10 protein-coding genes are annotated in these 12,674 nt (G+C 62.5%); 1 reads left to right on the plus strand and 9 read right to left on the minus strand.

The window, feature by feature from the left end:
- Window positions 1-170: 170 nt before the first annotated feature.
- From J2851_RS34245 to J2851_RS34255, 3 genes are all read right to left on the minus strand, one after another.
- Complete coding sequence (locus tag J2851_RS34245; RefSeq protein WP_209773325.1) at window positions 171-659, minus strand: hypothetical protein; 489 nt, start codon at window positions 657-659, stop codon at window positions 171-173.
- A 193-nt stretch (window positions 660-852) separates the two neighbouring features.
- Window positions 853-1,209 carry a hypothetical protein gene (locus J2851_RS34250; protein ID WP_209773327.1) on the minus strand — a complete coding sequence of 119 codons (357 nt, stop codon included), beginning with the start codon at window positions 1,207-1,209 and terminating at the stop codon, window positions 853-855.
- A gap of 84 nt (window positions 1,210-1,293) precedes the next feature.
- Window positions 1,294-2,322, minus strand: a complete 1,029-nt coding sequence (locus J2851_RS34255) for an Abi family protein (protein WP_209773336.1) — start codon at window positions 2,320-2,322, stop codon at window positions 1,294-1,296.
- 258 nt (window positions 2,323-2,580) lie between these two features.
- Between J2851_RS34255 and J2851_RS34260 the strand changes: the two genes are divergently transcribed.
- Window positions 2,581-3,027 carry a helix-turn-helix domain-containing protein gene (locus J2851_RS34260; RefSeq protein WP_209773338.1) on the plus strand — a complete coding sequence of 149 codons (447 nt, stop codon included), beginning with the start codon at window positions 2,581-2,583 and terminating at the stop codon, window positions 3,025-3,027.
- 17 nt (window positions 3,028-3,044) lie between these two features.
- On the opposite strand, the gene J2851_RS34265 is transcribed toward J2851_RS34260, so the two are convergent.
- The 6 genes from J2851_RS34265 to J2851_RS34290 form a co-directional block, all read right to left on the minus strand.
- Complete coding sequence (locus J2851_RS34265) at window positions 3,045-4,217, minus strand: abortive infection family protein (protein ID WP_246501126.1); 1,173 nt, start codon at window positions 4,215-4,217, stop codon at window positions 3,045-3,047.
- A complete protein-coding gene (locus J2851_RS34270) occupies window positions 4,214-5,260 on the minus strand; it encodes a hypothetical protein (protein ID WP_209773341.1) in 1,047 nt (348 codons plus the stop codon). Before J2851_RS34270 ends, J2851_RS34265 begins: the two co-directional genes overlap by 4 nt.
- A 112-nt stretch (window positions 5,261-5,372) precedes the next feature.
- The gene (locus J2851_RS34275) at window positions 5,373-6,560 is read right to left on the minus strand and encodes a hypothetical protein (protein ID WP_209773346.1); all 1,188 of its coding nucleotides are present in this window, start codon (window positions 6,558-6,560) and stop codon (window positions 5,373-5,375) included.
- A gap of 87 nt (window positions 6,561-6,647) precedes the next feature.
- The gene (locus J2851_RS34280; protein WP_209773348.1) at window positions 6,648-9,815 is read right to left on the minus strand and encodes a type I restriction endonuclease subunit R; all 3,168 of its coding nucleotides are present in this window, start codon (window positions 9,813-9,815) and stop codon (window positions 6,648-6,650) included.
- Between the two features lie 14 nt (window positions 9,816-9,829).
- Window positions 9,830-11,026, minus strand: coding sequence for a restriction endonuclease subunit S (locus tag J2851_RS34285; RefSeq protein ID WP_209773351.1), 1,197 nt, complete (start codon window positions 11,024-11,026; stop codon window positions 9,830-9,832).
- A 2-nt stretch (window positions 11,027-11,028) separates the two neighbouring features.
- Window positions 11,029-12,579 (minus strand): class I SAM-dependent DNA methyltransferase, encoded by a 1,551-nt coding sequence (locus J2851_RS34290; RefSeq protein ID WP_209773354.1) that lies wholly within the window; start codon window positions 12,577-12,579, stop codon window positions 11,029-11,031.
- Window positions 12,580-12,674 lie beyond the last annotated feature (95 nt).

Here is a 12,674-nt window from a genome sequence, read left to right on the forward strand (position 1 = left end):
GCGGACGTCGTTGCGGGTTTGGTCTAGCAACTTGATCCTACAGCGAAATTCGCTCCACGCCAGCCTCCAACGCCGACCTCCGTGAATATTGTGGGGTGGAAAGGCGTGCCTCTGTTTCCATCGGGAAACGCATGATTCCCGTCGACGGATAACGTCAGCGACGAACTATATTATTTCTTTTCATGCTCGTCCAACAAACCAGATTGACCGTTTGACTGCGAGGGTTTGTTAGGTTCTGTCTCGCCGCCAGTGAGAGCATTCTTAAATTTGGCAGATCCATGACCGGTGTGGTCTGTAAGAGGCTGTTCAATATCCCGAATAACCTCTCCTGATTCCTCGCGAACGAGTTCGCGATATCGGTTGTTATCCTTGTCTATCTCCCGCTCCTTATATACGTAATCACCTTTGCTCTTGCGCTCATCCGATCCATAGAAGAAATCACGGCGTACTTTTTTCTTGCTTGGAAAACTATCGTCCTTCACCTTGCCCTTAAGAGAATCGCGAACTTCCGTCGTGATCTCATCAAAAATATTCAGCGTCACCTTTTGGTTTGTTGACCCACATTTTGGGCACGGAATCGGCGTTGTTCCTGGTGTGAGATTGCTGGGATCAAGAGGCTCGCCGCAATCTCCACATTCGACAGCTCTGCTGGTTTCCATGAAAGTACCTCACCATTGAAACATTAGAAGCATAAGGCTTCAGCGCACCTTCTCACATTCATTCTGATCCAACCGGATTTTCTGTTCCGTTTCTACTCAGACCCTGTGCCCGGCGGATCCGTCAGCGCCACCCCAACGTGGTCATGCCGGGGCGCAGTGCTATGCGCAACGGTCTTCAGCCGCGACCTGGGCGCTACGCGTCATCGTCCACTCCGGTCAGCGCGGCGACCTCCTCGAGAAGGCGCGCATGGCTCTCCGGGTTGAAGGCCCGCCGGTCGGCGGCCATCCGCCGCAAGGCGCGCAAGCCCGCCATGGTGAAGCGCACCACCGGCCAGTGCTTGTCGAGATCGTCCAGCGCCACGAGGCCGTGGTCGAGCATGCTCTGCACAGTGGCCGGAATCTTCGGCTGCCCTTTGCGCTCGCCTGTCGACCAGCGCCGCAGCTGGAATCCGTCGTGGATGCTGCGGGCGCTGGACATGCGCTGCATGAACTCGCGCCGGATCAGATCGCGCTCCTTGGCGTCGAAGTCGGAATCGTCGATGGGAGGCATGGCGGCTCCGTGTGCGCTCGGAACGCCGATGTACCGCATCGGCGGACGTTGTGGTAGCCATCGATCCGTCGGCGCTGGTGCCCTTTACGAAGGGGCCGCTGCTTTGGCCATAAGACGGGCCTCCTTCGCCGCGGCTTTGCGGCGTTCGGCCTCCTGGGTCATCTCTTCCTCGGTGGGGAACCCAACCCACTTGTCGGGGAACCCCATGGGAGCGGTAGGAATGTCGCCGTACTCGTGCAGAAGGTCGAAGAGCTGGTCCATCCAGGGCGTTCCGGCGGCGATGAGCTCGAGAAATTTCTGCAGCACGAACAACTGCGTGTGCAGTCGGAAGTCGCCGATCTCCGTGACCGTTTCGCCCTTTCTGTTCTCCATCTGGTACTCGAAATACGGGGCGTACAGCTTGGGGATAACCGGCTTCACGGGGAACTGCCGATTCCACACCCGAGCGTGGTGGGCGCAGTAGTTCCGCAGCACGGTCAGCATCTCCAGCCATGATTTTACGAGCCTGGGATGCTCCCCAAACTCGGCAGCGACCAACTTCTGCTCGGCCCTGTTCAGGTTCGCAAACATCTTCGACATCGTGCCGAGATTGATGGCTTCGAAGACCATCCAGGCCGGCGGCATGTCGGGATTATCGTAAGAACCGTAGTAGTGCTGGATAAAGACGTCGCGCTTGTCGGCTCTCTTCTGGTCGTGGTGGATTTCGCCCTGAATGCGGCCGATCAGTTCCGCGTGCTTGTACCCTGGAGCGAAGCGGCTGGCGTCCAGATACCAATGGCTGCCATAGGCAACCCCGAGAGAGTTTGAAAACGCTGCCCTCAGCGCGACTTCGATTCGCTCGACCGCATGCAAAATGTGCGTTCGAAGCTTGCGATCGAAATCGCACAGGCGCGTAACATCGCGGAATGTGATGCCCGGAAGGAATTGAGCCTCCTTCGTTCCGTCCGCCTTCAAGCGCCAGTGGAGGGCGTAGCCGCAGAACCGGTAGAAGCCGACGGCCTTGAGAACGGTGCGGGCTTCGTCTTCGTCTGGGATGGCCAGGCCCCGGACTCGAAGGTGTGCGATCTGCCCCGCAAGGTCGAGCGCCGGCTTGGAAAAGGTGCGTGCAGACATGAAAAACCCGCCCTGGTGCGCCGTTCTTATGAGAGGCGTGGCGGGTCGTGTTGGAACCGAATATGGCCCGCGTAATCCCCGTGGTCAACGCCGATCATAACGCAATTTAGACGATATACGCGCATCTGCGGCGGCTGTCAAGCGCCTTGAACATGGGCTTGGCCGTGAAGCCTTCTTAGGTGTTATTCACATAGGTATTGATCATTTGTATCTCCATGTGTCTATATAAGGCGACATAATGTCCAATGGAAATGTCTCATGGAAACGGCGGATGGTTCCAAGTCCGATATGGAGGCGAAGTGGGGACGGCTGGTGGCGCAGCGGGGCTTCGCGCAGATCCCAAACTACCTGCTGCTGCTCAATCAGTTCATCGCCGAGGAGCACCGGCTGACCCCGGTGGAGAGCTTGGTCGCCATCCATCTTGCCGCGTCCTGGTGGAAAAAGGACACTCTGCCGTTCCCCTCGATGCTCACCCTGTCCCGGCGCATCGGGGTATCCGAGCGCCAAGTGCAACGGGCGATCAACAAGCTCCAGAAGATCGGCATGGTCGCCAAGGTGAAACGCCGGCGGGCCGGCATCATCGAATCGAACGCCTATGACCTGTCGGGCTTGGTCGGATTGCTGACGGCGATCGCGGAACAGAACCCCAACCTGTTCCCGCGGAACACGGGGGGCGCGACGCCGCCGGAGGAGGCAGGAGCGTAGTGCCGCCGAGAGGCCCGTCAAGGCTTCGTCGACACCTGCCGCGCCCGCCACGTCGAGACGAGGAAGGTGGCCATGGTGCCCGCCAGGTTGACCGCGAGCTCCGCGTGCCGGGGCAGCGGGCGCGCCGTCTTGCGGCCCCGGCCGTGTGCGTCGCTGAGCTTGTTGCGAACACTCCCCAGGCTGTTCACGATCGACTGGCAGTTGCCCAGGATGGCCTTGAAAACCTCCTCCGTATGCTGATCCGGAGCGAGGTTCAGGTGCGTTGCCGCCGTGCGGTACAGCTTGGGCAGCTCGTCGCTCTCCCCATAGGTTCCGCCGGCATCCTCGATGATGTGCTTGCACACCGTCTCCAACAGCGTGCGGGCCGAGGTGATGGCTCCTTCAGGATGCGTGGCGCGGCGCTCGAGGGCCTTGCTCCAGGCGTCATGCACGCTGGCCTCGTCGAAGGCCGCCAGCACCGCCGAGATCGCGGTGTCGGCCGGCGTCTGGTGGGCGGAGGCCCGCTCCTGCACGGTGAAGACGCTGTACCCGGAGATCCTCCCCGTCGGCATCAGGGCAAAGCCGTCCCGCTCCAGAAGAGGGTTGAGGGCGTCGACCAGCGAACGCTGCTGCCACTCATCGCGGGTGCGCGGATGCACCACGGCCTCGAGGAACGCGAAGAACCGGCGCTGCGAGCATTCGTAAGCGCCGACGACGCCAAGGACCTGATCGTTCTCCCAATCGCTGTTGCGAACGGTGTAGCGGTCGAGGTCATCGGCCACGGTGTCCAGCGCCGAGGTCGGGGAGGGCATCGCGTCGATCGGGAAGTATACCCGGAGCAACTCCAGAAGCGGCACATGCCCGCTGAGATCGAACCGGTTCAGCGCGCGGCCGATGTTGCGCCGGGTCAGCTCCGAGACCCGGCGCGCTGCCGCCTCGGCCATCGTGTCGACGGCCTCCTGCAGGTCGAAGTTGGGGCCGTACTCGGAGAGCACCTGCTGGACCACCGCAACGAGAGATGCGGGCGACAGGCGTTCCAGGCGCATCAGCACGTACACCCGCTTGCTTCGGAAGGCGTCGTCCTCGGTGCCCGGCGCAAGCCCTAGGCGCTCGCAAGCGCCGGGCAGCTGGTAGGACTTCACGGAGTGCAGCGCGTCGGCGATCAGTTCGCGCAGTCTCGACGCCGGGAGCGGTTCCGGCGCAGACATCATCGGCTCTCCCGAGAAGGCTGCCGCTCCCCCGCCGAGGCGACCAGGTCGGGCGCGGCCTCGGACACGCCCCACGGCACCCGCTCGAGCTCGCCGTCGCCGAACTCGAGCGCCAAGGGGCGGAAGGCAACGGCCGGCTGCTCCGAGGCGTTCTCCTCCGCCAGGAGCCGCACCTCGTCGAGCGCGCGCCGCGCCTCCATCCAGAAGCGGTCCGGCCAGGGATGGGGCCGCGTCGGCTGCAGCTGTCGGGCGCGGCGCTCGGCCTTATCGAGGCCGACGCCGGAGAGCTCCTCGAACAGCGCTCCCATCGCCGTCCAGGCCGTTTTGGGCTCGTCGAGCCCGACGTACAGCTGACCAACCGTCCGAATCCCCTCGCCGATCGCCAGGAACGACTGCTCGCAGACGCGCAGCGCGCGGCGGATGTCATCCGACGGGTCGTTGAACGTCTTAGTAATATGCCACTCGGGCATCGGCCTCAAGGCGTCGATGTCGCGTTGGAGCGCCCGGATTTCCTGACGGACGTGGGTGATGAGCGGCGTCGCCGCGCCGGCCAGCAGCGCCGCAGCGGTCTCCGTCCGGCAGGACAGCGCGTTGTGGACCGCGTCGATGGCCCCCCGCAGCCCCTCCCGGCGATCGTCGCGCAGCGCTTGGGCGATCCGGTCCACCTTATGCTCGACGCGGTCGAGCTTCCGGGAGAGCTCCAGAAGCATCGCGTGACCGGCGAGCATCGTCGCCGAACTCAGCAGTTTGGCGCCGACGCCGGACACCTTCACCCAGCGCGCTTGCCCGATGAACCGGCCGTCCGCTCCCTGTGCGACGCCGAGCACGGAGCCGTCCGGGTTCCGGTAAAGGTTCATCAGCACCGTGCGCGCGCCGACCGCCCGGTAGGCATCGCCCTCGAGCCAGGTCTTCATCAACCCGGCGAACTCCGGGGTGCTGCGGAGGGCGTCGAGCACCTCGACTCGGCCGGCGGCGGTCTTGGCGCGGAGCGCTTCGGGCAGGCGCGGATCCGCCAGATCCAACGGAATCGACAGGGGGGAGATCATGAAGGCGCGCTCCAGTCGTTCTGCGGCGGGGGGTGTGTTGAGTCTCTAAGGCCGCCTTGGATGACCGGCGCATGACGATGGTCGCCGCCGGAGCCGGTATCAGACCAGGAGGTCATGCATCAAACAGGGTGGGCTGAAGCGCCTTTCGTCGTGCCGCTTCGCGGGCGCGTTTTTCTTCGTCTCGCTTTTCCTTGATAAACAGGTCCGCTCCGCTGGTGTCGATGGGCCAGAACAGATTGCAGTAAGCTTCTTGCGGCACAGGAACCAGTTTGTAGAAGTCATCAAGATCGGCCTGATCTCCGATCAGATAAGTCGGAATATCGGGCTTGCTGTAAAACGCCGAGAACCCGTTCGGCAGTACCGCCTGAGCAACTTTCATCAAGGGAGCCTCGTTCCGCGGGGATGAGGCGCCAAGAAGCATGCCGAGCAGATGGGACGCGCCGATCACCTGATTGCCGCGTATGTAATTCGCGGCGTATTTGTAGCCCGGCGGTTCCAAATCCCAATGACGCACCAAAGCTTCTTGATATTTTGCGGCAAAGGTGTCCTTGACACCGGTCTTGACGCGGCAAGTAAAGGAAATGGAATTGTACGCGTAAGCGTTTGCTAGGGCCTCTTCCAGGGGCTGGTGCGGATGCCACGCATACCCTCCGTTGTACATTCGCTCCCGATAGGGAAAGTAAACAGGAACGTCGTCGCCCCTCGCGTCATTTATGATTTCGAATGTTGTCGCCGCGGATTCGACAATGTGGTGGAAAAATTCATGGTGAAACATTTCGAACAGAACGATGTGCATCAACGCCGATGGGGTGAACACAGACAATGCGTTGCTGCAGCGCTTTATCCCTTCAAAATATTGAAGCAATCGGTCAACGAAGATATAGATACCGAAAAGGTGCGGAGGGTCAAAATGGAATGGCCTGTAAAATGCGATCGCATCTGCGGGAAGTCGGTTAACATTGAGGATTTTTGGGCCACTTCCTTTTTGAGAGAGTTGCGACCACACGTTCATCAAATGCGAATGATCGATCGCGGACTCGTTCTTGTTTTCCTCCCTCCATTTGAGAATCGTCGCGTCGATCTGAGCTTTCGTCTGCTTCTCTGGCCGGCTGACGGGGAGACGGATGACGTCCACGTGGCTGGGAGCCACAATGCCGCTGGATTGACCGCTGCTCGTGAAGTCCGAAGCCGCTTTGACCAAGCCTTTGTTCGCAAGCCATCTCAGGACATCATCCATCCGCTCTTCGTAGCGTGGCCATAATCCCCACTGCTCAAACTTGCGCTGCGTCCGATTCATCATCCCGCCTTGTTCCTTCTTCGGCCGCCAACCGCCACCGGTGCCGCTTGGTGCTTTCCTAAGGTTGACCCGAGCCGAGTTGCGAGATGGTTACCGCTGGCCTGCCCATTCCTCGGCCAAGGCTTCGGCCTGCTGCAGCACCGTCATGACAGCCTGATTCTCCAGGTCCGGCGGATAGCCGTACTTCCGCAGAATCTTTTTCACCTGGAGCCGGATCTTGGCCCGCGCCGACTCCTTCCGGTGCCAGTCGACGCCGACGCTGCCCTTCACGGCCACCAGCAGCTCGTGCGCGATCACAAGAAGCTGCTTGTTGCCCATCAGTTCGACGGCGCTGCCGTTCTGGGCCAGCGCGTCGTAGAAGGCGGCCTCCTCGGGGCTCAGGCCCGCGTCGTCACCGCTCTGCACCTGCTCCTTCAGGCTCTTCGCCAGGGCGATCAGTTCCTCGATCACCTGGGCGGTGGTGACGGCGTTGTTGTGGTAGCGCTCGATGGCCCGCTCCAGGCGCTCCGAGAAGCTCCGCGACTGCACCACGTTGGTGCGGAGCCGCGACCCGATCTCGTCGTTCAGCAGCTTGCGCAGGGCTTCCAGGGCGAGGTTCTTCTGCTTGATGGCCCGGACCTCCTCAAGGAACTCGTCGGAGAGGATCGAGATGTCCGCGCGCCCGATTCCCGCGACCGACAGGAGGTCGACGATCTCCGTCGAGACGACCGCCCGGCTGACGATCTGCTGGATCGCCAGGTCGACGTCGGTGGCCGACTTCTTCCCGGCGCCGGCGCCACTCTTCATGATCGTGACGCGGACGGCCTGGAAGAAGCCGACCTCGTCCCGAATCCGCGCGGCGAGCGGGGTGGCGCCGGCCAGAGCGAACGCCTTGGTGAGGCCGAGCACGGCATCCAGGTAGCGGCGGCGGGCCCGCTTCTTGCCATCTGCAGTGGCTTCCTTCTCGGCGTCCCGGCGCATCATCTCCAGGACCCACTCGACGGCCTCCGCCAAGCAGGTAAGGCGCTCGGCCGGCGTCCCGGTGATGCCGCGCTGGTAGTCAAAGCCGTGGAACATCGCCTTGACGATCTCGTAGCGCTCCCGCAGGACGTGCTCGGCTTCTTCCTCGTCGATGCCGGTCTGGCTGCGGTCGGCGTCGCTGTACTGCCGCAGCGCCTCCTTCAGGCGCTCAGCGATGCCGATGTAGTCCACGATCAGGCCGCCGGGCTTGTCGCGGAACACCCGGTTCACGCGGGCGATGGCCTGCATCAGCCCGTGCCCCTTCATGGGCTTGTCGACGTACATCGTGTGCATGCACGGGGCGTCGAAGCCGGTCAGCCACATGTCGCAGACGATCACGAGGCGCAGCGGGTCGTCCGGCTTCTTGGCCCGCTTAGCCAGGGCGCGGACGGCCTCCTTGTTGAAGCGGATGTGCGGGTGCCACGCCACCGGGTCCATGCGGCTGCCGGTCATCACCACCTTGATGGCGCCCTGCGCGTCGTCGTCGTGGTGCCACTCGGGGCGCAGCGCGACGATGGCGTCGTAGAGCTTCACGCAGATCGCGCGGCTCATGCAAACGATCATGCCTTTGCCGGCCATGGCCGCCGTGCGGGCTTCGAAGTGCTCCACGATGTCCTTGGCGATCAGCGCGACGCGCTGGTCGGCACCGACAATCGCCTCGATCCGGGCGTTGCGGGCCTTGACGCGCTCTTCCTCCTCGCCCTCCTCGATGCCGCTGTCGTCGGCGATTTCATCGAAGGCCGCCTCGACCTCCGCCTTGGCGGTGTCGTCCAGCTCGACGCGGGCCAGGCGGCTCTCGTAGTAGATGGGGACGGTCGCCTCGTCCTCGACCGCGCGCTGGATGTCGTACACGTCGACGTAATCGCCGAAGACGCCCGGCGTGTTGATGTCCTCGGCCTCGATCGGCGTGCCGGTGAAGCCGATGAACGAGGCGTTCGGCAGGGCGTCGCGGATGTGCTTGGCGAAGCCGTAGCTGACCTTGCCGGTCTTTGCGTCGGTCTTGGCCTCGAAGCCATACTGGCTGCGGTGTGCCTCGTCGGCGATGACCACCACGTTACTCCGGGCGGTCAGCAGCGGGTAGCGTTCTTCCCCGGGCTCCGGCTTGAACTTCTGGAGCGTGGTGAAGATGACGCCGCCGGCCTCGACCGCCAGGAGCTTGCGGAGGTCGTCCCGGTCCTTGGCCTGGCTCGGCGTCTGGCGGAGCAGCTCCTTGCAGTTCGAGAAGGTCTGGAAGAGCTGGTCGTCGAGGTCGATGCGGTCAGTGATGACAACGAGCGTGGGGTTGGCCATCTCCGGCGTCCCCACGAGCTGGCCGCCGTAGAAGGCCATCAGCAGGCTCTTGCCCGAGCCCTGCGTGTGCCAGATGACGCCGACCTTGCGGCTCCCGCCGGGGCGCGACGCGGCCACCGTGCAGGTCACCGCCCGCCGGACGGCGTGGAATTGGTGATAGCCGGCGATCTTCTTGATGACGCTGGCGCCGTCGTCCTCGAAGACGATGAAGCCTCGGATCAGCGGCAGCAGATGCTCCGGCGCGAACATCCCGGCCAGCAGGGTGTGGAGTTCCGGCGTGCCCTTGGCAGCGATGGTCTCGCCGTCCACGGTGCGCCACGGCATGAACCGCTCGAGGTCCGCGGAGATCGATCCTACCCGCGCGCGCAGGCCGTCGGAGATCACGCACAGGGCGTTGGTGCGGAACAGGTCCGCGATGTCGGCCTTGTACGAAGCTATCTGGTTGAAGGCGCCGGCGAGGTGCTCGGTGTCGGCGCCCGGCTTCTTCAACTCGACGACCACCACTGGCAAGCCGTTCACAAAGAGGACCACGTCGGGGCGGCCCTCTTTCTTCTTCTGGATCACCGTGAACTGGTTGACCGCCAGGAAGTCGTTGCGCTCCGGATGCTCGAAGTCCACCACGCGGCAGACGTCGTGGACCACCCGGCCGGCCGCCGCGCTATGGAACGACACCTCCACGCCGCGCACCATCAGGCGATGGAGACGCCGATTCTCCTGGAGGAGGTTCTGGGACTCCGCCTGAATCACCACGGACACGGCAGTGTCGATCGCCTCGTCCGGTAGGTGCGGGTTGATCGCCGCCAAGCCCGCCCGCAGCCGCTTCATCAGCACGACGTCGCCGTAGCTGGCGCGCTCAGTCGCGCCACCGTCCGGAGAGATAGTCGGTCCGGGTAGATAGGTCCAGCCGATCTCCTGAAGCCAGTCAATGGTGGCTTCCTCGACGTCGCTTTCCGGCATGTAGGCAGGCATGGTCGATCCTGTCGTCAGAGGGCAGATGCCACGGCCTTCTCGACCGCGCGGATCTGGAGTTCGCCGGACATCAGCTTGGGCAGCAGGAGGTCGCGGAGGGAGGCGAGGGTGCGGGACTCGGAAAAGCTCTGTTCCATTCGCTCGCGCAAGCTTTCCAGAACTGGCGCGATCCGGCGCTCCGTCTCGGTCGCCGGAACCAATATCGGAAATTCCCCCATCTCAATCAGAGGTATCCGGTCAACAGTGCTGCCATGGATCGTACGAGCTCGAATAACGTCTTGAAAGGTGGAGCTCAGGTACGCATAAAGCAGTGTGACCGACGAGATGCCGTTGGTCTTTGGCCGTAATAGACCCATTCGCCGTCCCAGGCAGCACAGCAGTCCTTTAGGAATACGTGCGGCCTCGCCGAGCCGTGTCTCATACGAGAATACAATATCGCCTGCAGTAGGCGTAACCCGCTTAGTCCACTTTTTGAAATCTTGCTCGGTGACATGGCGCGTTGCGGACAGATCTAATAGTCCATCCGAAAGATTTGATATACCAAGGAAGATCGGACCCTGTGAAACTGTCTTCGGTGTCGCGTGCGGCCCGTCAAAGATTTCACACAAGTCTTCCAGCCGTTGCTCCTTGCAGGTCTCTTTAAGGCTATTCTTAAATATTGACCGCGCCATCGCATCCAGCGTCGTGTTCAATCGACGGTTGATGTCAATCTTGCTCTCGATACTCTCGAGGATACTGAGAACCGCAAGGCGCTCTTTACTTAGGTCCGGAATCTCGAACCCGAGAAAGTCCTCTCGCGACAGTGACAGGTTAGTGGTTCCAATGGCCCGCGACCTGCAGAAGTCGCGGTACGCCGGTGTTCTGAGAACCCAATACAGATAAGAAACGTTGACATTCGGGTTTCTCGGGATGAGCTTGAGCGTGTCCTGCGTCAGCCTGCCGAGGGAAATGTCATCCGGAACCCGCGACACCGCCCCAAGGACGTCGCCAGATTGGGTCACATCTTTTAGGGACACATAGATGTCGCCGGGACGGAGTAGCAGCTTCTCGGGCGATTCGCCTCCGTACGTCTTTAGGTTGCCGTATCGAAAGCCTCCGTCACGCGCGATGGAGGCCAAACCGAGCAGATAGGGGCCCGGCCTCTCCAAGAGTGCGCTTTGATAGGTCGTGCCGCGCTGGAGCGTAACAAGATCGTTGATTGTTCCCGGCATGATCAGACCTTTACACCGATGCTGCGCAGCCCGGCCCGAATCTCGTCGTCGAGTTTCGCCGCCCTATCGAGAAGTGCCCCCAACTCCGAGGAGAGGGTGATCAACCTCTTCTCAAAGAGAACCTCGTCATCATCATCGGAATCGGGGGCGCCGACATAGCGACCAGGCGTGAGGACGTATCCGTGTTCCGCGACCTCATCCAGCTTCACGGCCCGGCAGAAGCCTGGCTCGTCCTCGTAGAGATTGTTCGGGCTCTTGCCCCGCCATGCATGGTACTTGCCGGCGATCCGCCGGATGTCGTTCTCCGTCAGCTCCTTCCGGGTTCTCTCCACCATCGTGCCGAGCTTGCGGGCGTCGATGAAGAGCACCTCGCCGCGCCGGTCGCGGAATCCATTCGGCGCCTTGCTGCGCGCCAGGAACCACAAACAGGCCGGGATCTGCGTGGAGTAGAAGAGCTGGCCAGGCAAAGCCACCATGCAGTCGACGAGGTCCGCTTCGACCATTGCCCTGCGGATCTCGCCCTCGCCGGACTGCTGCGACGACATGGAGCCGTTCGCAAGCACAACACCCGCATGCCCCTTGGGCGAGAGGTGGTGGATCATGTGCTGGAGCCAGGCGAAGTTGGCATTGCCTTCCGGCGGCGCGCCATACTTCCAGCGCACGTCCTCGCGCAGCCGGTCGCCGCCCCAGTCCGAGATGTTGAAGGGCGGGTTGGCGAGGATGAAGTCGGCCTTGAGATCCTTGTGCTCGTCCTTGTGGAACGAGCCCTCGTTGTTCCAGCGGATGTCGGCCTCGATGCCGCGGATCGCCATGTTCATCTTGGCGAGGCGCCAGGTCGTGTTGTTCATCTCCTGGCCGTAGATCGCGACGTCGTCGACCTTGCCGCCGTGGGCCAGGACGAACTTCTCCGACTGCACGAACATGCCGCCGGAGCCGCAGCAGGGATCGTAGATGCGCCCCTGGTAGGGCTCCAGCATCTCGACCAGCAGGCCGACCACAGAGGGCGGCGTGTAGAACTCGCCGCCGCGCTTGCCCTCAGCGCCGGCGAAGCCGCCCAGGAAGTACTCGTAGACCCGCCCGAGCAGATCCTTGGTGTCGGTGGCGCCGTCCGTCTTGATGGACGCGATCAGGTCAATCAGTTCGCCGAGCATCGTCTTGTTGAGGGACGGGCGGCCGTAGTCCTTGGGCAACACGCCCTTCAGGCTGTCGTTCGACGCCTCCACCGCGACCATTGCGTCGTCGATGGTCTTGCCGATGGCGTCGGTCTTGGCCGTCGCTTGGATGCCGGACCAGCGGGCCTGCTTGGGCACCCAGAAGATGTTCTCCGCCAGGTACTCCTCCGGATCCTCCGCGTTGGAGGCTGGATCGGCGGCGAGCGTGGTGTGGTGTGCCTCGAAGGCGTCCGAGATGAACTTCAGGAAGATCAAGCCGAGGACGACGTGCTTGTATTCCGAGGCGTCCATCGCGCCGCGCAGCTTATCCGCGGTCGCGAACAGCTTCGCCTCGATCTTCTCCTGAGGCTTTTCCGCAGTGGCTTTCTTAGGCCGTGCCATGTTCTGTTATTCCCGCTGAGCTGAGAGGCGCTTGTCGAAAAAAGATAACTACGCTACAAAAGACAACCTACGGTCTGCAAGAGCGTTTGCGAGCC

This window comes from Azospirillum rugosum, from assembly GCF_017876155.1.
Taxonomy (GTDB): Bacteria; Pseudomonadota; Alphaproteobacteria; order Azospirillales; family Azospirillaceae; genus Azospirillum; species Azospirillum rugosum.

Bases quoted from the DNA above. Each gene is read 5' to 3' on its own strand.
- J2851_RS34250 (WP_209773327.1), bottom strand. From the start codon at position 1,209: ATGCCTCCCATCGACGATTCCGACTTCGACGCCAAGGAGCGCGATCTG.
- J2851_RS34285 (WP_209773351.1), bottom strand. From the start codon at position 11,026: ATGCCGGGAACAATCAACGATCTTGTTACGCTCCAGCGCGGCACGACC.
- J2851_RS34245 (WP_209773325.1), bottom strand. From the start codon at position 659: ATGGAAACCAGCAGAGCTGTCGAATGTGGAGATTGCGGCGAGCCTCTT.
- J2851_RS34290 (WP_209773354.1), bottom strand. From the start codon at position 12,579: ATGGCACGGCCTAAGAAAGCCACTGCGGAAAAGCCTCAGGAGAAGATC.
- J2851_RS34280 (WP_209773348.1), bottom strand. From the start codon at position 9,815: ATGCCTGCCTACATGCCGGAAAGCGACGTCGAGGAAGCCACCATTGAC.
- J2851_RS34260 (WP_209773338.1), top strand. From the start codon at position 2,581: ATGGAAACGGCGGATGGTTCCAAGTCCGATATGGAGGCGAAGTGGGGA.
- J2851_RS34265 (WP_246501126.1), bottom strand. From the start codon at position 4,217: ATGATGTCTGCGCCGGAACCGCTCCCGGCGTCGAGACTGCGCGAACTG.
- J2851_RS34275 (WP_209773346.1), bottom strand. From the start codon at position 6,560: ATGATGAATCGGACGCAGCGCAAGTTTGAGCAGTGGGGATTATGGCCA.
- J2851_RS34270 (WP_209773341.1), bottom strand. From the start codon at position 5,260: ATGATCTCCCCCCTGTCGATTCCGTTGGATCTGGCGGATCCGCGCCTG.
- J2851_RS34255 (WP_209773336.1), bottom strand. From the start codon at position 2,322: ATGTCTGCACGCACCTTTTCCAAGCCGGCGCTCGACCTTGCGGGGCAG.